Origin of the sequence: Pedobacter sp. V48 (assembly GCF_000523515.1) — a bacterium.
Lineage (GTDB): Bacteria > Bacteroidota > Bacteroidia > Sphingobacteriales > Sphingobacteriaceae > Pedobacter.
Map to the genome: position 1 here is coordinate 358,102 of NZ_AWRU01000013.1, position 22,100 is coordinate 380,201.

17 protein-coding genes are annotated in these 22,100 nt (G+C 40.2%); 5 read left to right on the forward strand and 12 right to left on the reverse strand.

All coding sequences use genetic code 11. The annotated features are described in order from the left end of the window. Window positions 1-81: 81 nt before the first annotated feature. Window positions 82-1,287, reverse strand: coding sequence for an MFS transporter (locus N824_RS13840; RefSeq protein ID WP_048905717.1), 1,206 nt, complete (start codon window positions 1,285-1,287; stop codon window positions 82-84). An 81-nt stretch (window positions 1,288-1,368) separates the two neighbouring features. Here N824_RS13840 and N824_RS13845 point away from each other — a divergent pair, with 81 nt between their 5' ends. Beyond that, entirely contained in the window at window positions 1,369-2,622 is a 1,254-nt protein-coding gene (locus tag N824_RS13845) for a DUF2268 domain-containing putative Zn-dependent protease (RefSeq protein WP_048905718.1), read from the forward strand. A gap of 103 nt (window positions 2,623-2,725) precedes the next feature. Next, window positions 2,726-3,940 (forward strand): MFS transporter, encoded by a 1,215-nt coding sequence (locus N824_RS13850; protein ID WP_048905791.1) that lies wholly within the window; start codon window positions 2,726-2,728, stop codon window positions 3,938-3,940. A gap of 7 nt (window positions 3,941-3,947) precedes the next feature. Here the strand turns inward: N824_RS13850 and N824_RS13855 are convergent, their stop codons facing one another. Further along, window positions 3,948-4,664, reverse strand: a complete 717-nt coding sequence (locus N824_RS13855) for a LytTR family DNA-binding domain-containing protein (protein WP_048905719.1) — start codon at window positions 4,662-4,664, stop codon at window positions 3,948-3,950. Continuing rightward, entirely contained in the window at window positions 4,664-5,704 is a 1,041-nt protein-coding gene (locus N824_RS13860; RefSeq protein WP_161662318.1) for a sensor histidine kinase, read from the reverse strand. Before N824_RS13860 ends, N824_RS13855 begins: the two co-directional genes overlap by 1 nt. 252 nt (window positions 5,705-5,956) lie before the next feature. On the opposite strand from N824_RS13860, the gene N824_RS13865 reads away from it, so the two are divergent. Further along, window positions 5,957-8,395: a TonB-dependent receptor gene (locus N824_RS13865; protein ID WP_048905721.1), complete on the forward strand. Its 2,439-nt coding sequence runs from the start codon at window positions 5,957-5,959 to the stop codon at window positions 8,393-8,395. A gap of 6 nt (window positions 8,396-8,401) precedes the next feature. On the opposite strand, the gene N824_RS13870 is transcribed toward N824_RS13865, so the two are convergent. From N824_RS13870 to N824_RS13895, 6 genes are read right to left on the reverse strand one after another with little or no spacing between them, the layout of a single operon-like run. Then, complete coding sequence (locus N824_RS13870) at window positions 8,402-10,054, reverse strand: family 78 glycoside hydrolase catalytic domain (RefSeq protein WP_048905722.1); 1,653 nt, start codon at window positions 10,052-10,054, stop codon at window positions 8,402-8,404. A 15-nt stretch (window positions 10,055-10,069) separates the two neighbouring features. After that, entirely contained in the window at window positions 10,070-11,920 is a 1,851-nt protein-coding gene (locus N824_RS13875) for a glycoside hydrolase family 127 protein (protein ID WP_048905723.1), read from the reverse strand. Window positions 11,921-11,922: 2 nt separating this feature from the next. After that, on the reverse strand, window positions 11,923-12,981 hold the full coding sequence (locus tag N824_RS13880) for a glycoside hydrolase family 99 protein (RefSeq protein ID WP_235207120.1): 1,059 nt from the start codon (window positions 12,979-12,981) through the stop codon (window positions 11,923-11,925). Window position 12,982: 1 nt separating this feature from the next. After that, complete coding sequence (locus N824_RS13885; RefSeq protein WP_200869879.1) at window positions 12,983-13,756, reverse strand: SDR family NAD(P)-dependent oxidoreductase; 774 nt, start codon at window positions 13,754-13,756, stop codon at window positions 12,983-12,985. A 24-nt stretch (window positions 13,757-13,780) separates the two neighbouring features. Next, window positions 13,781-15,493 carry an IlvD/Edd family dehydratase gene (locus N824_RS13890; RefSeq protein ID WP_048905726.1) on the reverse strand — a complete coding sequence of 571 codons (1,713 nt, stop codon included), beginning with the start codon at window positions 15,491-15,493 and terminating at the stop codon, window positions 13,781-13,783. Between the two features lie 10 nt (window positions 15,494-15,503). Continuing rightward, complete coding sequence (locus tag N824_RS13895; RefSeq protein ID WP_048905727.1) at window positions 15,504-16,394, reverse strand: SMP-30/gluconolactonase/LRE family protein; 891 nt, start codon at window positions 16,392-16,394, stop codon at window positions 15,504-15,506. Window positions 16,395-16,531: 137 nt separating this feature from the next. Between N824_RS13895 and N824_RS13900 the strand changes: the two genes are divergently transcribed. Next, window positions 16,532-18,865, forward strand: a complete 2,334-nt coding sequence (locus N824_RS13900) for an ATP-binding protein (RefSeq protein WP_052334141.1) — start codon at window positions 16,532-16,534, stop codon at window positions 18,863-18,865. Between the two features lie 10 nt (window positions 18,866-18,875). On the opposite strand, the gene N824_RS13905 is transcribed toward N824_RS13900, so the two are convergent. After that, window positions 18,876-19,364 (reverse strand): Lrp/AsnC family transcriptional regulator, encoded by a 489-nt coding sequence (locus N824_RS13905; protein WP_048905728.1) that lies wholly within the window; start codon window positions 19,362-19,364, stop codon window positions 18,876-18,878. A gap of 128 nt (window positions 19,365-19,492) precedes the next feature. Here N824_RS13905 and N824_RS13910 point away from each other — a divergent pair, with 128 nt between their 5' ends. After that, complete coding sequence (locus N824_RS13910) at window positions 19,493-20,863, forward strand: MFS transporter (protein WP_048905729.1); 1,371 nt, start codon at window positions 19,493-19,495, stop codon at window positions 20,861-20,863. Between the two features lie 459 nt (window positions 20,864-21,322). Here the strand turns inward: N824_RS13910 and N824_RS13915 are convergent, their stop codons facing one another. Together N824_RS13915 and N824_RS13920 are read right to left on the reverse strand one after the other, a co-directional pair. Continuing rightward, entirely contained in the window at window positions 21,323-21,661 is a 339-nt protein-coding gene (locus N824_RS13915; RefSeq protein ID WP_048905730.1) for a hypothetical protein, read from the reverse strand. Window positions 21,662-21,703: 42 nt separating this feature from the next. Beyond that, window positions 21,704-22,075 (reverse strand): hypothetical protein, encoded by a 372-nt coding sequence (locus N824_RS13920; RefSeq protein ID WP_048905731.1) that lies wholly within the window; start codon window positions 22,073-22,075, stop codon window positions 21,704-21,706. Between the last annotated feature and the right edge of the window lie 25 nt (window positions 22,076-22,100).

Here is a 22,100-nt window from a genome sequence, read left to right on the forward strand (position 1 = left end):
TTTCTTTGTTTTTACGGTTATCACCTCAGGAGAACTTCCACATCTGATTTCGAAAACTTTACGAAATTAATAAATTATTGATTAATCCTGCTTCATCAGTCTGTACATGTAGGCCGAGATCAGCAACAAAATCGTAATCACTATCCAAAGCGTGTTGTAACCATATCTTTCTGCAATAAAAAACCCGGCAATAGGACCAACAACCTGCGCTATCGACCAGCAAAGCATGTATCCGGCTGCGTACTGACCCCTATTAAACTCATTTGCCCTGCTCATTACAAAGGTATTGATAAAAGGCAAGGCAAACATTTCACCAAAGGTGAAGAAAACGATACATAAGGTACCCAATACAATAGGACTTCCAAAAGGAAGCAAAAGAACAGCGAATGAACATGCAACTAACAACGCACCTGCTACTATAAAAAAAATAGGAGGCCTTTTATGCTCAATCTTATGGATCATCACCATTTCAAACAGTGCAATAATAATCCCGTTTAGGCCTAATATCAAGCCTATCTCGAACTCGCCTATCTTCCAAATTTCTTTATAAAATACCGGAACTACCCTAAACATCAGAAAAGAGCAGATGATAAAAACAGCGGTTAACAGCAGGAATCTGATAAATACTGTATCTTCCCAGGGCTTACGCACCACAATTCCCTTAACTTTTTCCTTTAAAGCCTTTCTGTAGTCTTTAATTTTTGGAAGAAACCATAAGATGCCTAGCCCAGCAATAATACTTACCGAACCGTCAACATAAAACAACAATCTGTAATCGTAAGACGCAATTAAACCACCCATACTTACACCTACTGCCCATCCCATATTCACCGCAAGTCGGTTTAAAGAATAAGAGCGGGTCTGCAATTCAGGCTTCGCATAGGCCGCTATGGCTACAAAGTTCGCAGGGCGAAAAGCCTCTGAAAAGAAACTGATCACAACAGCAAGCACGCATAGGGTATGGAAGTGAGTAATATTTGCAAAAAACAGAAAGAAAATACCACTAACAATAGAGGCTACGATTTGAACTGGTCTAAACCCAATTACATCTGTAAGCTTACCACCTGCTGCTGATCCCATTATAGAGCCGACGCCAAAAAGAGTGATGATTAATCCTGCATCGGAAGCCGGTCTGTGGAGCGATTGCGTTACAAACAAGCCCATAAAAGGTACCGCCATGTATCCACTTCGATTGATGAGCATAACAACGCTCAAGATCCAGGTTTCGCGGCTTAAGCCAGTAAAAGAAAGTTTATAAGTGCGTGCAATTTCTTTGAATAATAACATAAGTAGCGGAGCTGTCGCAAAGATAATAAAGCAATTAGTTTTTTCTATTTTAGCCAAATACTTTTACTTACACATTAACGCATGCTTAAATTCAAACAACTCTTAATCCTATTTTTGCTAGCCAGCACGGCAACAGTTGCGCAGGTGAGACCAGAAAAAATAGCCGATAGTCTTTACAAAGCGAAAAACTTTAAAGAAGCAGGTAAGTATTACCTAAAAGCAACACAGCAAGCCGAATTTAGAGTGCTTAAAATAAATAACTACTATAATGCTGCATGTTGTTATGCTTTAAGTGGTCAAAAAGATAGCGCCCTTGTTTTACTTACAAATGCTGTAAATAGTGGCTATAAAAAAGTAGATCTTATTAAAAATGACACTGATCTCGAATCCTTACGTTCATTACCAGGCTGGTCTAAAGTCTTAAATAGCATTAAGACAGTTAAAAATAGTACCTCAGATCCATACAGGGCTAAGCTGATCACCAGCGATGTAAAGAACTTTTGGAAGGCATACGACCTGGCTAAAAAAGATACCGCCAACGCCATCAACCTCTATAAGAAATACTATGTAGAACCTGCCTCAAATGGCCTTCAGGATTATCTGGGGTATAAAATCAGAAACCTGAAGAATTTTGTAAAATCTGTAAACACCAAACCACAATTTTATGCTGCTGTGCGTAAAAACACTTACGCCGTAGATCTGCAAAAGCCTCAAATGATACAAAGCTTTGTTAAGTTCAAGCAAATCTACAACAAGGCTCAGTTTCCAGATATTTACTTCGTTATTGGCGCGTTTAATTCAGGTGGAACCAGTACCGATGCCGGCCTATTAATCGGTTTGGATCAATCCGCCCGCACAGAAGAAGTTCCCGTTAAAGAGCTAAACTTATGGCAGCAAAACAACTTCACAAACCTAAAATCCTTACCAAACCTGATTGCCCACGAGCTCATCCATTTTAACCAGGATGGCCTTGCTGGCGACACCACACTCCTGGCCGGTGCGCTTACCGAGGGTATGGCCGATTTTATTGGCGAACTCATATCAGGTAAAACGGCTAATGACCGTCTGCATATCTGGGCTAAAGGTAAAGAGAAGCAGATCTGGGCAGATTTCGAGAAAGAGATGTATTTCGAGAAGTCTCGCAATTGGATCGCAAATTCCGATCAGGAAACTGCAGATAAACCTGCTGATCTGGGCTATTGGGTTGGGTATCAGATCTGCAAAGCTTACTACAACAAAAGTACCGATAAAAACCAAGCCGTAAACGATATGCTTAACATAAAAAACTATAAAGAATTTTATGTTAAAAGTGGCGCCGGGCAACTGTTTAAGTAAAATTTTTACTTTGAAATAGTTTATTTATTACATTGCCGTGTTCTAAAAATACGGGCTAAAAACCTTTATAAGGGTAACTTTGGCTGCTCAAAACATTTATCAATTGACAGCATCAAAACCATTAAAAGAACACAATAAGGGCATTTCAACTGTCCTTGCTTTTGCCCTACTACCCTTATCCGGCTTCGCAACAGACATCTATATCCCTTCCTTACCTACCATGGCTACAACCATGAATGTAAGCAGTTTACAAGTACAATTAACACTTAGCTTATTCCTAATCAGTTATGGAATTTCACAACTCTTTATAGGCAGCGTATTAGACAGTTTTGGCAGGTATAAACTTAGCCTTATCTGTTTACTGGTATTTGCGGCAGCAAGCATCGTAATTGCAAACACCCATAACATCTACATCATTTACCTCATGCGAATCATTCATGGATTTACTGTAGGAACCATCATTGTAGGTAAGCGCGCATTTTTTGTCGATATTTTTGAAGGCGATAAGCTTAAACACTATTTAAGCCTATTCTCTATCATTTGGTCTACAGGCCCCATAGTAGCACCATTTTTAGGTGGTTATTTACAAACTGTATTTGGCTGGGAGTCTAACTTTTACTTCCTTGCTGGTTTAGCAATCATACTTGCCATACTCGAATTCATTTACAGTGGCGAGAGCCTGACCCGTTTTTCTAAATTCTCATTAAGCAACATAGGCAATATCTATCTTAAAATGATTAAAACCCCAAGCTTCAGTTTGGGTATAGTGATGCTGGGTCTTGCCTATTCAATGGTAATGATCTATAACATGACAGGTCCATTTATCATAGAACACCACCTTCATTTTTCACCGGTTGTTGCCGGCTATAGCTCCCTTATTCTTGGTTTCGCGTGGATGGTTGGTGGGTTTATAGGTAAAGCAACCATAAACAAGCCGTTTCTAAAGAAAATGATTGTGAACCTTGGGCTGCAAATATTGTTTGTATTGCTCATGCTTATCAGCATTCAGTTCATATCCAGCATCTATACGCTCATATTCTTTGCCTTTTTAATTCACGTTACAGCAGGCTATATCTTCAATAATTACTTTACTTTTTGTCTGGGCAGATTTCCGAAAAACGCAGGTATTGCCAGTGGATTAACCGGCGGCGTTACTTATGTGATCGTGTCGTTTCTAAGCTATAGTGTCATCTCATTCTTACCGGCAAAAGACGAGCACAATTTAAATTCCAGCTACTTGCTACTGGCAGTTATATCCGGAATGGTGATGTTTGTAATCTTTAAGCTCACCAGAAAAGAAGAGATTGCGGCAGCGTAATCAGATTTTAAGAAAAGCCGAGATCTTTTAACAATTGATCTTTGTGGTTACTTCCTATCGGGATTTCATTGTTATTAATAAATATTCGATTGCCCTCTATATGGCCAATTTTAGATTTATTAATAATAAATGAACGATGGGTTCTTAGAAAAAGCGCCTTAGGCAATAGCTCTTCAAAGCTCGAGAAAGGCATTTTAGGCAATAGCAAATTACTGGTAGTTATGATTTTGGTATAATTGCCTTGCGCTTCGGCATAAAGCAACTCTTCATATCGGATCTTATAGATCTTACCGTCGGTTTTAATAAAGATAAAGTCTTCATTATCAGAGCCAGAAACTTCATTTACCTGCACAGTTGCTTTAGGATCTAATTTCTCTAATGCTTTATCTACAGCAATAATAAAACGATCAAAGGAGAAGGGTTTTAACAGGTAATCGCAAGCTGCCAAATCAAATGCATCAACAGCAAACTCCTTGTAGGCAGTTGTAAATATAATCTGAGGCTTATCTTTCATTGTTTTTACAAATGAAATTCCATCCATTATCGGCATGTTGATATCCAGGAAAAGAATATCGATCTTTTGTTTCTGCAGCACCGCCTTTGCTTCAAGCGCATTCCCGCACGATGCCACAACATTCAAATAATCCAAATGGCTGCAATAGCTCTTTATAATATCCCGTGCAATCGGCTCGTCATCAACAATAAGGCAACTTACTTGGTCCATTATTTCATTTTTAAATGTAAGATAACATTGTAAAATGAATTATCCTTTTTAATGTTCAATTCATGTTCACCGGTATAGAGCAAGCTTAACCGCTTGCTTACATTATCCAAACCAAAACCGCTGTTTTTGTTAAGCGTAGGCTGAATATTTTCTTCCTTACCATATGAATTCTTTACCGAAAAAAGAATAGAATTACCCCAGGTTTTTAGTTTTATATCTATAAAAATTTTCTCATCAACCGTATTTTTAGAGTGTTTAAAGGCATTTTCTATAAACACAATTAACAACATCGGGGCTATTTTTATTTCAGGTACAATTACCTCTTCAATTTCAGTAGTTAGCACCAACCTATCGCCTATCCTAATCTTTTCAAAGTCTATGTAATTATTAATGTAGGTAACCTCATCCTTTAATGGCACATATATTTCAGTAGCATCATAAACCGAATAGCGCAATAATTCTGATAGTTTGAGCAGCAACGCAGGTATTTTCTCATGGTCCGTAATCGAAAGCCCATACATGTTATTCAAGGTATTAAATAGAAAATGAGGACTTAACTGCGATTGCAATAAGTGTAACTCACTTTTACTATGAGCAGCCATTGTTTTGGCATCTCTCAATTGATTTTCAGAAATCGCGTGAACGATCTTGATCAATGCACCGAGTGCCAGGCTGATCAGCATAAATGGAACCCAGGATAGCAATAAATTAATAGCGGTTCTTCCCCGCAGCGGGAAATCAGCATGAAAAAACAGCAAGCCTATACAAACTATAATCAGGATAAATAATCCAAAAGAAATCGTCTGTGGAAGAACTTTCAACCGCGCAGTCCAGATCTGGGCAACAAACCTACCCGTAAAAAGCCCGATGAAAAAGAATACAGTTCCGGCAAAGGCTACCGCTTCATCTTCAAGTACCCCAACAGATCTCACATATGTTTCTATTACCAAAAAGATAGGAATCGAAATAATAAGAGATAAGATGATATAGAGCGGCTGCCCAAAGAAGCCAATCAACGGTTTAAATTTTATCTCACTCATAATATTTCTATTTGTTCCTACATTATTCATAGGCTACAAATTTGGATAAGTTCATTGGGCTAATAAATATTTACTGACGAACAGGCCAAAATCATTGACAGAATCTTAAAAACGGGTTATCAAACTGTTCAACACCTTAAAACAGCTTTCCATCAACTAACAGGCAAGTTACAACATATTTTTTTTCGGAGCTAGCGTGAACAAGCAATATTTGATCAATCAATAACCTAATCAAATTAAAAACAACTTGTAATGAAAACATATATCATATTCTTTTTCGCATCTCTGATCTCTCTTACTGCCCTTTCGCAGGTAAAACAAGGAATCATTTCTTCAACTGTAAAAGATTCAAAAAATCTGGCAGTTGGCGGTGCTACGATACGCGTGCTTAATGCCGCAGATACTGCGGTTATTACCACCAGAACCACTGATGTGGACGGTAGATTTCAGTTCACCAATATCGCTAAAGGTTCTTATTTACTAAAGATAACAGCTGTAGGCTACAAGGAGTTCAATTCATCGCCCTTACATGTAGAGGATAACGCAGGGGTTGTGCTACCTGTTATTATATTACTGCCCGCTAAAAGCACAGAACTTGCAGAGGTAATGATAAAAGCCAAGCGTCCGCTAATTCAAATGGAAATAGACAAAACAGTAGTAAATGTGGATGCTATGATTAGCAGCGCCAGCAGCAATACATTAGAGGTGCTCGAAAAAACGCCCGGCATAGTAGTAAATTCCAATGGGGATATCACATTAAACGGCCGATCTGGAGTTATGGTCTTAATTGATGGCCGCCCTACTTACATGTCAGGACAAGACCTTTCACTTTACCTGAAATCTCTTCCAGGATCACTTTTAGACAAGATAGAACTGATGGAAAACCCTCCTGCCCGCTACGATGCTTCAGGAAATGCAATTATCAATATCAAATTGAAAAAAAACAGAATAGGTGGTTTTATAGGAAGTTTTGCTACAGGTTATTCCAAAGGTGAATACGGAAGGAATAATCATTCTTTGAATCTGAACTACAACTATAAAAAGATCAATTTATTTGGTAGTGTTGGCTACAGTTACGAGAAAAATTATAGCATCGACAACATCACAAGAAGCTTTTTTGATTACAACAATACGCCTACTTCGACTGTTGGCATGCTAAACGATCAGGTATCTAAAAGCAACGGATTAAATACAAATGTAGGCGTAGATTATGCTGCCACTCCAAATACAACTTATGGTTTCCAGATCAATTTGAACGACAATAAAAACAATGACCTGTTTAATTACAACAGCGACAATTATAATGCCGGACAACTCGACAACATCGGCAAAGGAAATACCATTGGTGATAACAAAAGAACCAACTTAGGCTCTAATATCAATTTTCTGCATAAATTCGGAACAACAGGAAAGGAACTCTCTGCCGACATCAACTACTTAAATTACCGCAGTACTGGCAATCAATCGCTTATCAACTCACTTTATCAACCAGATGGATCGTCCATAAGTGATAGCAAATTCTTTTACGATTTGCCTTCAGAAATCAACATATACACCGCTAAGGCGGACTATGTGCAAACCATGAAAAACAATGCAAAGTTCGAAGCTGGTATCAAATCGAGCTTCGTTAACAACGATAATAAATCCGATTATTATAACATTACTGATCAGGGACAGATTATTGACAACAGTCAGTCAAACCACTTCAAATTTAGGGAGAACATTAATTCAGCCTATATTAATGCCCAAAAAGGGTGGAAATACCTATCTATCCAATTGGGATTACGCTTAGAAAACACACAATCTAAAGGCGAGCAGTTAGGTAATGAAACAGTGCAGGGAAGCAGCTTTAGCAAGAACTATACACAACTATTTCCAAGCGTATTCTTTAATTATAAATTTGATACAGTAGGTCGAAACACCTTAAACTTCAGCATCAGCAAAAGAATAAACAGACCAAATTATCAATACCTGAATCCATTTGTGTTCTTTAAAGACAAGTACTCCTATTCTTCAGGTAATCCACAATTAACTCCTCAATATCAGACGCGTTATGAACTTAAGTATCAATACAAGCAGTTGCTTAGAATGGGTTTCAGCTACAACAGATTCACAGACGTGATTTTCCAGACCACACGTGTAGAAAATGATGTTTTTATCAGGAAACCTGAGAACGTAGCTTTTGGTTATATGATCATACTCAACACCAGCCTTACCCTAACACCGGCAGAATGGTGGACACTCTATTTCGAACCTCAATTATCCAGAATGGGATTAGATGGAATGGCCTATGGCGAGAAACTTAATCCAAGCACTTATGTGGCAAGAATTGGTCTATACAACCAGTTTCAATTCAAACAAGGCTGGAGCGCTGAACTGGGCGGTTATTATGCCAGCAGAGATTTAAACGGGCAGACCTTTACAGCGGGCAGATACAGGGTAAACGCGGGTATTCAAAAGAAGATCTGGAAAAACAAAGGGAGTATCAGGTTCAATGTAGACGACATGTTCCATAGTTGGGTAGCGAGGGAACGTTCGGTAGCGCTGGCGCAGGCCTATTCATTTCAAACCAATGAATCTGATACGCAGCGATTTGGCATTGCACTAACGTATAACTTTGGCAAGGATACATTTACACGCAAAAGCAAGCATAAGAATAATGCTCTTGATGAGGAAAGAAACCGGATGTAATAGGAATTAAGGGCCCTGAAAAATCTCCGGATGCTTTCTTATAAAATAAACAGGCGTACAGCTCCAGGCGTGACAATAGCTGTTTATGGGAAAAAAGTTATATGGCGAAAGCTTGTCATTATCAGGATCATAAGCCTCCCAAAAAGTATCAGCTCCCTTATTTACCATTCCGCCCCAATAATTTATAACCGAGGCTTTGGCTTCTTGTGTTAACCCACATTTAATCAAAGCCTCAATATAATAATGGTACAGATAAGGCGTGCCCGGCTTTACCACACTGGCATACTCTGTAATGGCTTTCATTGCCTTCTGGCCCTCAGACCGACTAGCTACCCCACTCATTATCATCCATGCCTGCGAAGCGTACGAAACCTGCTTAGCTGTTCCACTTACAAAAAGCCCTGTTTTCTTATCATAAAGTCTGGTTTTAGCCACCTTGGTCATTTTATCAATTAACCCCTTCAATTGCGAAACCTCCTTATCCTTACCCAATAATTTAGCCAGCGTCAATGTTTCTTTCATGGTAAAAATCATTATTCCCTGCAAAGAAGCCTGTTTATCCAGCCCATCTCTCCAATCCACAAAAATCCACCAACCGTCCTTTTGAGCCGCATCAACGTTAAACAATCCGTTATGGTCCAGATGCTTGCTAATGTTGTCCATTTGCCTTTTGGCTACAGGCCATAAGTCAAGCACAAATTCACTGTCCTTAGTTGCAATAAAATACTCTTTCAATGCGGCATTAAACAATAGCGAATATTCAAACAAAAATGGCGCACCAGCCTGCGCATGGGGCTTAGGATTTTCAAATGCATTAGCATTTAAATACCCATCCGTACGACTCAATCCTGCAATTAAATAGAGGCAGCGCTTGGTAAGCTCATGATCTTTAAAAGAATAGTTGTTAGCCAACGATTCCAGATACAGATCCCCTATCCATAATCTCCTGTCGCGTTTTGGGCCATCTTCATAAACAGTCTGCATGCATTCCTTTAAAGTAGCCTGCCCCACGGCATCAATCTTTTTAATCATTGGATCTGTATTTGCCGCCAATTGAACAGGTACATTTGTAACAGCCGTAACAGCTTTAAAACTCATATCTGTTATCTTAAAATCAAAGTTACCGGAACCAGCTAAAAGATCAATCTTAAGGTATCTAAAGGCCATACGTCGTGGAATAGTGATTGTAGCAGGCAATTCCATTACGGTAATTATTTCGTCCTGCAGCCATGCCCTGGTTAAACCTCCTGTGTACGGATCAAAAGGTGTGGCCAGTTCACCCGGCACTTCAGCAAATGTCATTTTAAAACGTAACGGGCCATCCAATACGTTGGCGCTTTCGTTCATGGTAAATGTATAATACCCGGTTAAATGTTCCCCAAAATCAATAACTACACCAGACTGTTTTTTAAAAGCTTGCTGATATAGCTGGTCAACTGAACCTGCAGGAGTAGCTTTCCAGCCCTGAAAAGCCTTATCTTCAGCCACGAGTTTAACCAATTGTACAGGCTTTTTTTCCTGTTCAGTCAGTTTAGGCTTATTCGTTTCTGCTTTAGCCATCCATTTATCACGCTGCTCCTGAGTATAAAAATCCTGAGCCGCTAAAAGCGATGGAATGCCAATTCCAAAAAATAGTAGTATCGTTCTTAATCTGTTCATGTGAAGTATAAAAATTTAGTGATCCTTTTTAGGATCAATCAACTGAGGGAACCAGGCTTTAAAATAAGTTGCTTCTTTGCCATTACCTGCAGAGGCATAATCGCATAGATCAACAGTTACAGGCTCATCTCCCTGTTCTTTATATGACTCCGGAGAAAACTTAAGGCTAAATTGCAACCACGTTTTCCCCTCAGGATGAGGTACTGCCACCAAGTCAACATATCCGGTCTTACCTGCAAGGTTAACAATCGATCCCATGGCAGGCCCTTTTAATGCCTCATCGCGGGCAAGTAATATAGGCCCACGCAGTACAGTTGCATATTGAGGCTTATCTCCGATAAATTCAACCCTGCCCCTCATATCCAGTTGTAAAGCCATTTCATCACCATCTTTCCAGGTTCGTTTTACGGTAGCAAACCGCCCGCTTACCACCTCAGTAACTGCAACACCGTTTACGGTTAATACACTCTTCTTGCTCCATTCAGGTATACGAATATTCATGCTAAAGGCCTCAGGCTTTGAAAGCTTAATGGTAAGACCAATCTTGCCCGTAACCGGATAATCCGTATGCTGTAAAACAGTTACATTTTTACCAGAGGGTGTAGCCAGGGCATAACTCCCTTCAACAAAATAATTTACAAATAAACCATCTGCCGCTTTCATCACCACATGGGCCGGAAGATTAAACAAACCCCTTGGCCCACTGGCCACACAGCAATTAAGATCCATGCCACACTGCCCGTTGCCCGGTAAGCGTAATCCACTTAAAGGCGTATATTTTGCCCAATGAAAACCATTGTGACTGGTAGAACCCAACAAAGCGTTGTAATAGCTCTGTTCAACCGCATCGGCATATTTTGCTTCGCCTGTTAGTCTAAAAAGCTGATGACAAAGCTTTATCCAGGTTACTGTAACGCAGGTTTCCTGATAATGAAAAATAGGATCAGCCTGTAAAGCTTTACCACCAAACCACATTTCAGCCGATGCACCTGATCCTGCCATATTGATCTCTTTGTCGCATATATTTTGCCAGGTCTTTTCAACCGCAGTTTTATATACCTGTTTGCCCGTTAGCCTGTACAACTCCAATAAACCCTCATAGCACGACATCATTTCGTATGCCTTTTGTCCCTGTTCAAAAGAATACCAGTTTTCAGGTTTCGGAAAACGTTTAGACACATCAACATCAGCCTTAGAAATTAACTGAGGTCCCTCTGGTGTTTCCCATTGGCGAACAATCTCTTCCGCAAAATCAAGATATTTATTGTCCTTTGTTTGCGTATATAACAAGCAAATAGGCTCCAGTACAGATGATGCCGCCATCCCCCGGTAATTCCCCTTTGTCACAATTATGCCATCAGCCTTTTTAATATCTTCTATTAAATTATCGGCAACAGCCTTAGCTGCCTTTAAGCTCTTTTTATCGCCGGTAAGGATATAATAATCCAGCAAGCCCAGCATACAATACTTTCGTCCCCAAATGTCCCACTGCTTTAATCTGCTTTCTTTAGTGTAATTACCGATGTAACCATCAGCACTTTGTGTAGCAATTAAACCGCTAACAGCGGCATCCAGCTTTTGCCTTAGTTCAGGTGTTGGTTTATACCTATAGGCAAGCACTGCAGAAGTAAACCATTTACCCCAAAACTCACTTTGCCATAAACTGGTCTCGTTTCTATGTTTAAAGGGCTCAATTAACGCGCCTGCATCCTGAAGCAAAACCCTGTTTTTATAAGAGTTAGACAACCTTTCGCCAATAAACCCACCTATCGTTTCAGATTTTGCCCTGCTGAGCTTATCCTGAGCTACACTAACCCCGGTTACTAAAACAAATCCTGCTAACAATAATGAAGTATATTTTTTCATCCTTAAAGGTTTTTTAAGAAACGGTTGGTCCAATATCTGGTTCTGGTGATGTAATAATCATCGGCCAGCGGACTATAATCCAAGTAAGTAAAACCTGTAATACGCAACGGTTTGGCTGGTTCAATCTGTGTACCCTCATGCCATTCGTTAAAAGAAGTAATGGCCACATATGGGCTTTTCACGGTTATGGCTTTTTTCCAGTAATCATCATAATACGCGCCATTATCCCTGCTTTGCGTATTGGCACTATTCTCTGGCCGGATCCGCTCATCTATATAACCTGGCCCTACACAGGGGATAAATATCTTACTGTTTTGAACTGCCCATTCCTGCATCTTAGCCCAGTTATTTGGGTTAGAGCCATAGCGGAACACCTTAGATACAAAATAAGTGTAGAAACCATCAAATCCCGAATCTTTAAAGAACTGATGTTCGTTATCATTTACCCAAAGCCCCATAAAATCAGCGTCATATGGCGTTTTTCTAATGGTTGAACTGCCCGAGGGGGATAATACATCCGACCATTCGGCTGCCTTACTCAAATATGAATCATACACAAAGAAAAGCGGTTTCCTTTGCTCAGAATAGTAAAACGCAGCGTGCTGGCCATACGTATCCATAATGTATTTTACGTCAGCTTTAACCGTTAAAGGCGATCTGTTGCCATACGGCTCAATCTGAAAACCGACTTTAACGCCAGCCTTTTTAGCCTCATCCAATATTACCGGAATGCTCTTTGCTGTAAAATGATCCTTACCCCACCAGGTTAAAAAAACAGCATTTATGCCTGCTTTAGCAATCATTTTCATGTGCTTAGCCACCAAAACAGGATCATTTGTGCTGTAATTACCTAATGATGGGAAAAAATTAGCCCCTATGTTATCACCACCCGGATAGCCCGTAGGATTGCCATTGCTCCAATGCGACCAATGTTGGTCGGCCCCATCAAAAGCCTTGGTCTGGTACCAATTGTAGTAAAAGCAAAAGACCTTAGGTTTTATCGCCAAAGCCGATCCGCAAAACAACACGGCCAAAGGCAAGGCAATTATAAATTTCAGCAATCTATTCATTTGGCGAAGGACTAATTGCACTCCAACCACCGTCAATCACCAAACTTTGTCCGGTGATGTGTTTTGCTCCATCCGACACCAGGAACAAAGCCGCATTGGCAATATCAATCGTTTTAGCCGGACTACCCATTGGCGTAATTCTAGACCATACGGCCTCATAATTCGGATCATCCATGGTACGCTCGGTAAGCGTAGCACCCGGCGCTATCGTATTTACATTGATCTTAAAAGGAGAAAGTTCCAGTACCAGGTTTTTGGCCAGCATTTCGAGCGCAGCTTTAGTCATCCCGTAGGCTGCCAGATCTTTATGTGCCTGATGTGCCGTAACCGATGAAGTAAACAACAAAGAACCACCTTTAGCCTGAGTTTTCATTTGATTGGCTGCCGCCTGGGCTAAAAAGAATGTACCACCTAGGTTTGTATGCAAAACCTTATACAAAGAATCCTGAGGGTAAGTAAAGAAATCGCCAAATAAAGTAATACCAGCATTGGCAATCACAACATCCAGACTGCCAGAGGTTTTTACAGCCAGATCGACCATGCTTTGTATAAAATCCTTATCACCAGAATCACCTGCACAGGCAATACAATTTCCACCCGCATCTTTAATTGTTTGTACTGCGCCATTGGCCAGCACCTCATCTATATCATTCAATAAAACTGTAGCGCCTTTAGCTGCAAGCTGTTTACATATTTCAAAACCAATGCCCTGTCCGGCACCGGTTACAATTACCGTTTTGTTTTCAAATGCTGTTGAAGTCATCATATTCGTCTTTCGTCTGTTTTTATATTAATGTGAATCGCGCAATACTTCACTACCTGAGTTACCCTTTAAAAAATCAAAATCAGCACCTAGATGTGCCTGCTCAACATGCTCTACATACAACCTTGCATAGCCCCTCTTAAACTGATTTACAGGGTCTGCAAGTAAAGCCCTTCTCTGGTCCAGTTCTTCATCAGGCACCAATAAGCTTAACCTTCTGCCAGCTACATCCAGTTCAATCATATCCCCATCCTTAACTAAGGCAATTGTTCCGTTTTCGGCCGTTTCCGGCGATACATGCAGTACCACAGTACCAAATCCGGTTCCACTCATACGACCATCAGATATGCGTACCATATCTGTAACCCCCAAATCGAGCATCTTTTTAGGTAAACCCATATTACCCACCTCTGGCATACCGGGATAACCTTTAGGACCTGTATTTTTCAATACCAATACACTGTCCGCATCTACTACCAGTTCCGGATCATCAATTCTAAGCTTATAATCTTCAATGTTTTCAAATACCACGGCCCTACCTGTATGCTGCATTAAACGCGGATTGGCAGCCGAAGGCTTAATGATAGCACCCTCCGGACAAAGATTACCCTTTAACACTGCCACGCCAGAATCCAGTTTAAAAGGACTTTCAACAGAGGCTATCACCTCCTGATTCAAGGTCTGCGCCCTTTCTAGATTCTGACCAATATTTCTGCCGTTGACCGTAATACACTCAGCATTTAAAAAGCGCTGCATTTCTTTCATCACGGCAGGCAAACCACCGGCATAATACAGATCCTCCATAAAATGCTCGCCCGAAGGCTGCAGATTAGCAATAAGGGGTATACCTGCAGAGTGTTTATCAAAATCATCAATTGTTAATTCTATACCCACCCTGCCTGCAATGGCCAGCAGGTGTATCACAAAATTGGTAGAGCCACCAATGGCCGCGTTTACCTTTATTGCGTTTTCAAAAGCTTTGGGCACCAGAACATCAGATGGTTTCAGGTCTTCCCTAACCATATCCACAATCCTGCGGCCTGAGAACTGAGCAAGCACCTTTCTGGAAGCATCAGCAGCTGGAATAGCCGCATTGCCAGGCAGCGATAGCCCTAGCGATTCAACCATACAAGCCATTGAAGATGCAGTGCCCATTACGGCACAATGCCCCCTGCTCCTACACATACCAGCCTCTGCCAGGTTCAATTCCTCTTCTGTCATGATTCCTGATCTTACACTTTCAGAGAACCTCCAGATATCACTTGTACCTATATTTTTGCCCTGAAATTTACCCGTAAGCATTGCACCGCCCGAAACCACAATAGATGGAATATCTACACTGCAGGCACCCATAACAAGCGCCGGAGTAGTTTTGTCGCAGCCACACATCAACACCACGCCATCAATAGGGTTTGCCCTGATGGACTCTTCCACATCCATACTTACCAGGTTCCGGTAAAGCATGGCCGTAGGTTTAATCAAGGTTTCGCCTAAAGACATCACCGGAAATTCAACCGGGAAGCCACCTGCTTCAATTACCCCTCTTTTTACCGATTCGGCAAGTTCCCTAAAGTGGGCATTACATGGAGTTAATTCCGACCATGTATTGCAAATTCCAATAACAGGTTTACCCTGAAACTCATCAGCCGGAATGCCCTGGTTTTTCATCCAGGCCCTGTATATAAACCCATCTTTCCCCTTTTTACCAAACCATTGCTGACTGCGAAGCTTTTTTTCCATATCTATTTTATTATAACGCGCAATTAAAAACCGAAGCACCTGCTACGCCGGGCTCTACTATAAATATATGACCACTTTCCGGAAAATCCTTAAGGTCATTTTCTGTCATTCCTTTTTTTGCAGTAGTGATAATCATCTGGTCCAGCGCACCTCCAACAAAAGCACAACTGCTCACATTAGGCGCAGGAACATCAACAAACCCCACCATTTCACCCGAATCAACATCAAACCGGCCAACACCATATCCACCCCACAAAGCTACCCACAGCTTACCTTCGGCATCCAAAGCAATCCCATCGGGCACGCCTTTTTCTGCAGGAACCTGAACAACAATACGCTCAAATTCCAGATCGCCTGTACGCTCATCGTACAAGTACGCCTTAATTGCACCCGTAACACTATCGGTATGATAGAGTCTTTTGTTGTCAATAGTCCACGCCATGCCATTCGAAATAGAGAGCTTATCTAATTTTTCGCTAACGTGCAGATCCTTATCAATACAATAAAGTGCACCCGCATCTTCTTTGTGGTTTAACTCCGTTGTGCTTATCCATAAACGACCCCTATTGTCACAACCACCATCATTACAGCGGTAGTTTTTCCAGTCGGCATTGAGCTCTGTTGTAAGCATGGTTAAAGTTTCAGTAACCAAGTTAAACCTGGCCACACCACCTTGCAAACCTATAATAAGTTCATCGAAAATATTGCCTTTAACCACTAAAGAAACGCGTTTAGACAACTGATATCGGCTAAGGTTTTTATCAAACAAGCTGTATTCACAAATCATACGCGCCTCAATATCCACCCAAAAGCAACTCTGTCGCTCATTGTGCCACATGGGGCTTTCGCCCAATATACAACCCGAAGGATACAGCACTGCCGCCCCTGTTTTGTTTACCATTTAAAGATCCGTATCTGGTTAATTCTATGTTAAAGGATAAATATATAGAATACAATCCTTTAAATAAGGTAACAAATCAAATAGAAACATAACATACAAACTTGTATATTTAGCTGATTATTTTGCAGTACTTATAAATGTGGGTTAAAAAACCTTATCTCTTATTTCTAGTAGTAATCTTAATTAGCTGTAAAAAGGCTAATGGCGCTAACGTTCTTCAATCCGATCAGCCAAAGGCTGTGATTGATTTGCGCAACCATTCTATTGATAAAATTATCGCACTCAGTAATCAGTGGGAATTTTACTGGAATCAGCTTCTAGAACCTAACGACTCCCTTGTTAAAGGCGGTAAACTTGTTAATTTTCCATATGTATGGAAAGGATTTGGCTATGCCAGCTATAAAGTAACCGTATTATTGCCCCACATTAAAGAGACCTTATTACTGGCCATTCCAGAAACCTACTCCGCTTACAAGCTATATGTAAATGGCAAGGTAGAAGCCACTAACGGAACAGTTGGCACCACTAAAGAAACATCTAAACCCTATTGGGAAAACCGTACGGTTGCCATACCTGCCGACATTGATACGCTAAACCTTTTACTACAAATCTCCAATTTCGACCATAGCAAAGGAGGCATTAAAAAGCCTATAGAAATTGGAAATAGAGACCAATTAATTCTAAAAGAACGACAATCGGCCTCCATCAACCTTATACTTACCGGATGTATGATCATGGGCGGTCTTTTCTTTATGGGCTTATACCTGCAAGGCAAAAACGACAAAGCCATCTTGTTTTTTGCCATCTTCTCTATCGTTTATTGCTATAGAACCATTGGTACAGACACCTACGTACTGCACAACATTATCCCTAACCTTGGCTGGCAGTTAACCATCAGATTAGAATATCTTTCCTTATTTATAGGCATAGGTCTGTTTGCGCTTTACACGCTTTATCTATATCCTAAAGACATTAACATACCCGTAGCAAAAATAATATTTGGCATATGCGGTTTATTTAGTTTGGCTGTACTGGTTTTACCGGCAGTTTATTTTACTCAATTAATTAATCCGTTTTTAGTTGTAATGCTATTTAGCTTATTATATGTTCCATACATATATGTAAGAGCATACAGGAGAAACAGAACCGGGGCACTATACACTTTATTGAGTTCTTTTGCCCTGTTTCCGGCATTTGCCATATCGCTGCTTCACTACTGGTTAATTACACCTCCCTATCAACTAGCCAGCTTTATCTGCTACATCACCTTCTTTTTCCTTCAGTCGCTGGCCTTATCGCATAGGGTTTCTTTTGCTTTAAAACAAGCCAAAGCGCAGGCCGAAGAAGGGTTAAGTGCTAAAAGCGAATTCCTAAGCAACATGAGCCATGAGATCAGGACGCCATTAAACGCCGTAATTGGCATGAGCCATTTACTGTTAAAGAGCAATCCACGCGAAGATCAGGTAGAGCAACTGGATGTATTGCGCTTTTCGGCAAATAACCTATTGGCTATTGTAAACGATATTCTGGATTACAATAAAATTGAATCGGGTAAAATCTCTATCGAACGGGTTGAAATGGATATTGCCTCTATTGTGGGCTATGTGGTTAAGGGCCTTGAAATGGCAGCGCTAGACAAAAGTATAGCCCTTAATTTATCCATAGATAAAGAAATGCAAAGTAAGGTAATGGGCGATCCTACCAGAACTACGCAGGTAATTACCAACCTGGTGCATAATGCCATCAAGTTTACCGACAAAGGATCTGTAAATGTTACCATAACTGTAGAATCTCAAAGTAAAACCTCAATTACCCTTGCTGTGGAGGTAAAGGATACAGGAATGGGTATATCCAAAGAGAAACTGGCTATTATTTTCGAACGGTTTATGCAGGTAAATACTTCAGGATTTAAAGGTCCAAAAGGTACCGGACTTGGGTTGGCCATATCAAAAAAGATCCTTGAACTGCAAGATGCTACGCTACACGTAAAAAGTGTTGAGGGCAAGGGGTCTACCTTCTATTTTGAGCAGACTTTTGAAAAGGCCGGCAAAAGAAATGGAATCAATTACAACTCAGAACCCATTAAAGAAAAATCAAAACCTTTTGAAGGGGTACATATTTTATTGGTAGAAGATAACCCGATGAACGTTCTTGTTGCCCAGCGATACCTTGAGGGCTGGGGAGCATCAATTGACGTTGCATTAAACGGATTTGAAGCACTTCACAAATTTGATCATACCAAGCACGAGCTGGTGCTTATGGATTTGCAGATGCCTATTTTAGATGGTTATGAGGCGGCAAAAAAGATGCGCAAATCTGGGGTTACGATACCGATAATAGCACTTACCGCAAACCTGGCTGCAGAAATCCAGGATCAGATAAAGGATGCGGGTATAGATGATTACATTATAAAACCATTTTTACCGGAGGAATTGTTTAACAAGGTATCGTATTACGCGTTAGAGAATTAGTAAACTAGCCCTACATCAAATTATGCGTTTCCTTAATCACATCCATTACAAACACGCTCTTAGTCTGTCCAATTCCCGGTACTTCTGTTAACTTATCTACAAAAAACGCATGATAGCTTTCCATATCCTCGGCTACAATTTTGAGCATAAAATCAAAATCACCTGAAATATTATAACATTCAATGACCTCTTTAAACCCCTTTATGGCATTCACAAAAATAGCCCCGGCTTTTTTATTGTGTTCTCTTAAGGTAACCATACACAGCACAATCATCCTTTTACCAACCAGACGCTTATCTAACACGGCTGAATACTGCTTAATTACACCACTTTTCTCTAAGCGCTTAATTCTATCATGCGTTGGCGTGGGACTTAAATGAATTTGCGAAGCAATTTCCCTCACTGTAAGTTTGCTATTTGATTCTATTAGTTTCAGTATTTCATGGTCTTTACCATCTAAACTAAATTCGGGTAATTTCTGTTGTTCTGTTTTCGACATCTTTTGAAGTACTTAACACACTCTTGTCCTATAAAAATACAAATATCAATATAATTGTTCTTATTATTTTTTATGTCTTCAATCAGAAACTCATTATTTATACTTTTGACAGGACAACGAGCTAACTTATGTTTTCAAAAAAGAATATCATTCTGATGATTGCTTCTATGGCCATTTTTGTAGAAGCACTGGATATTGCCATCATCAACCTTACCATACCGTCTATACAAGCCCAGTTCAAAGTTGGCAACGATCAGGTGCAATGGCTGCAAACCTTATACGTATTGCTATACGGAGGGTTTCTGATTATTGGTGGTAAACTATCAGATGTAGCAGGTAAAAAGAAGATATTTATGGTCGGATCTGTGCTGTTTTTACTCACCTCATTGGGTGCCGGTTTATCCCCCTCGTTCGAAATGCTAGCTGTTTTTAGGGCCATACAAGGTTTGGCAGCCGCGTTGATCATGCCCTCGTCCCTATCCATAGTCATTCACAATTTCACAGAAGAAAAAGAGCGAAGCAAAGCAATAGGTATTTTCAGTTCTTTTGCCGCCATAGGATCTGGAAGCGGACTTTCCTTTGGAGGCATCATTAGCACCCTATGGGGATGGCACTGGGTTTTCCTGATCAACGTACCTATCCTATTCCTGGTAGTTATTATCGCTTATTTTTACCTGGAGGCAGATGTACCGGAAAAGAACAAAAGAGCACCCGATGTTATTTCGGGCTTATTGCTGGCCGCAACGCTGTTGATGATCAGTTATGCGGTGCATACGATGGGCGAGTTTCAAAGCCATTCGGCATTACTGCTTTTCCTAGCTGTTGCCATTCTAATCTGTATTAAAGTGCTGTATAAAAGACTTACAAGCCTATCGGAACCGCTAATAGACCTGTCTATATTTAATTCCTCTTCTGTAGTTACCGCCAATTTGGTATTTATTCTTTTAGGCGCATTTTTTACAGGTTTCCTGTTTATGGTTTCGTTGATTCTGCAAAAGGATATGAATTTAAGTGCAGCAAAGTCTGGTTTGCTGTTGGTTCCGTTTAGTTTACTCTCGGCCGTGGTCGCCAAATTAGGAATACCTGTATTAACCAAACGGCTTACGGTTTCGCAATTGGGCATAGCCGGAATGCTGTGTATGCTTATTGGCGGAGTGTTTTTAACCAGTAGCGTGCTGTTTAATCATTCGCTGGTTCTGGTACTGCTATCGGCCACCTTTGTTACCGGGCTAGGCATGACATTGAGCTACACCGCCCTATCGGTACTCTCTGTACAAGGCATCCCTAGAGCGCATTACGGTCTTGGATCTAGCATTGGTACAACATCGTACTTTTTAGGTGCGGGTATAGGGCTTTCTATATTAACGCTGTTCATGAAATCTAAAGACATAGCCGTTTCGGTTAATATAGTATCGCTGATTGTTTTGAGTATTTATGCGCTTATAGGATTGACTTTGATGATTAGGCACAAGACATCCGCACCCCTTGCAATTCCTTAAAAACCAATTAATGTTCCCTTCTTTTTAGTGGCGGGGTATAAACTATTTACACCGATGGGTTGCTAGGGCCTTCCTAGGCCCTAGCAACGCCCTCAGACCTACCTAGTAGTTAACTCGCTTAAGATTATTGGGGCTGGAGAATAAAATATTAAAAATATATAGTTTCGACTATCCTTTGCAGCATCAGACCTTACAAATGGTTCGGTCACGGCATAATAACGAAAGGAGTTATATAGGTATTTCATAGATGTATTGTAGGTGTACACACCTATGAAACCTGAATGAAACGGATAATGTTATCCAGATGTTAGCATTATGCTTAAAAAACCTTGACCAAACCATTTGTTAATGTCTTATAGTCTTTTCACGCGACTAGGTAGCCACTATTTACTTCCTGGCCCAAGTAATTCATTTTTTCTGGGGGTTTTTAGGATTTTTATGATCTCTCTTTTCAGTTCCTTACTCGTAATATTCAATACAATCCATTAAAATAGGCCTACACCCCTCATAGTCATCAACCTGAGTTGGAGTAATTGAGTTCACCATTTTCTTTGCCAATGAATCCAGTTTACGGGCGTGGTTAGTAGCACCAAACTCATCACCTACTGCGTAGTATACAGCGAGACTGATGTCCTTAGAACCAACAACCTCTTCACCAAATGCAAAATAAATGCACGCTGCCAGAAAATACTGACGATAAACCTCTCTCATTTCTTTCGGTGATGGTATCTTTTGTGAATAAGCTTGGCTTATGAAAAAAGAAATAAAAATCACAATAGCACAAGCTTTTATTTTCATACTCTATTCAGGTATAATATAATTTTAGAAATTACCATGCGGTTAATTCCAAATATTTGTGCCGAACAAAATGCCAATCAATTTGCGGTCTTGTCTATATTTATTAAACGCTGACGGATCGTCTAAATTGAGTTTAGTTCCATCGCAAGAATATTGATGTTGATTAGTAGAGCTAAATTGAGAATTCTGTATTTCTATAACTTCATTATTGTTATATCTATAAAGAACAATACCGTTAACAGTCGGCCCATAAGCTATTTTAGCGTACTCGGTTTTAAGCCAACTAATGTTCTTTAACGGATCCTTTGTGCCACATACTGTTAATATTTCTTTTACATCAAGGCCTGCCTTCTTTTTACAAGAAACAGCAGTTATTACTAATAATACAAAAATTAATACGGTATATTTTTTCATATAACATCTTCATTTTATAATGATT

Excerpts from the sequence above, each read along its gene's own strand:
- N824_RS13910 (WP_048905729.1), top strand. The coding sequence starts at position 19,493 with ATGTTTTCAAAAAAGAATATCATTCTGATGATTGCTTCTATGGCCATT.
- N824_RS13860 (WP_161662318.1), bottom strand. The coding sequence starts at position 5,704 with ATGAGTGAGATAAAATTTAAACCGTTGATTGGCTTCTTTGGGCAGCCG.
- N824_RS13920 (WP_048905731.1), bottom strand. The coding sequence starts at position 22,075 with ATGAAAAAATATACCGTATTAATTTTTGTATTATTAGTAATAACTGCT.
- N824_RS13845 (WP_048905718.1), top strand. The coding sequence starts at position 1,369 with ATGCTTAAATTCAAACAACTCTTAATCCTATTTTTGCTAGCCAGCACG.
- N824_RS13855 (WP_048905719.1), bottom strand. The coding sequence starts at position 4,664 with ATGGACCAAGTAAGTTGCCTTATTGTTGATGACGAGCCGATTGCACGG.
- N824_RS13870 (WP_048905722.1), bottom strand. The coding sequence starts at position 10,054 with ATGAACAGATTAAGAACGATACTACTATTTTTTGGAATTGGCATTCCA.
- N824_RS13885 (WP_200869879.1), bottom strand. The coding sequence starts at position 13,756 with ATGATGACTTCAACAGCATTTGAAAACAAAACGGTAATTGTAACCGGT.
- N824_RS13875 (WP_048905723.1), bottom strand. The coding sequence starts at position 11,920 with ATGAAAAAATATACTTCATTATTGTTAGCAGGATTTGTTTTAGTAACC.
- N824_RS13900 (WP_052334141.1), top strand. The coding sequence starts at position 16,532 with ATGTGGGTTAAAAAACCTTATCTCTTATTTCTAGTAGTAATCTTAATT.
- N824_RS13915 (WP_048905730.1), bottom strand. The coding sequence starts at position 21,661 with ATGAAAATAAAAGCTTGTGCTATTGTGATTTTTATTTCTTTTTTCATA.
- N824_RS13895 (WP_048905727.1), bottom strand. The coding sequence starts at position 16,394 with ATGGTAAACAAAACAGGGGCGGCAGTGCTGTATCCTTCGGGTTGTATA.
- N824_RS13890 (WP_048905726.1), bottom strand. The coding sequence starts at position 15,493 with ATGGAAAAAAAGCTTCGCAGTCAGCAATGGTTTGGTAAAAAGGGGAAA.
- N824_RS13840 (WP_048905717.1), bottom strand. The coding sequence starts at position 1,287 with ATGTTATTATTCAAAGAAATTGCACGCACTTATAAACTTTCTTTTACT.
- N824_RS13905 (WP_048905728.1), bottom strand. The coding sequence starts at position 19,364 with ATGTCGAAAACAGAACAACAGAAATTACCCGAATTTAGTTTAGATGGT.
- N824_RS13865 (WP_048905721.1), top strand. The coding sequence starts at position 5,957 with ATGAAAACATATATCATATTCTTTTTCGCATCTCTGATCTCTCTTACT.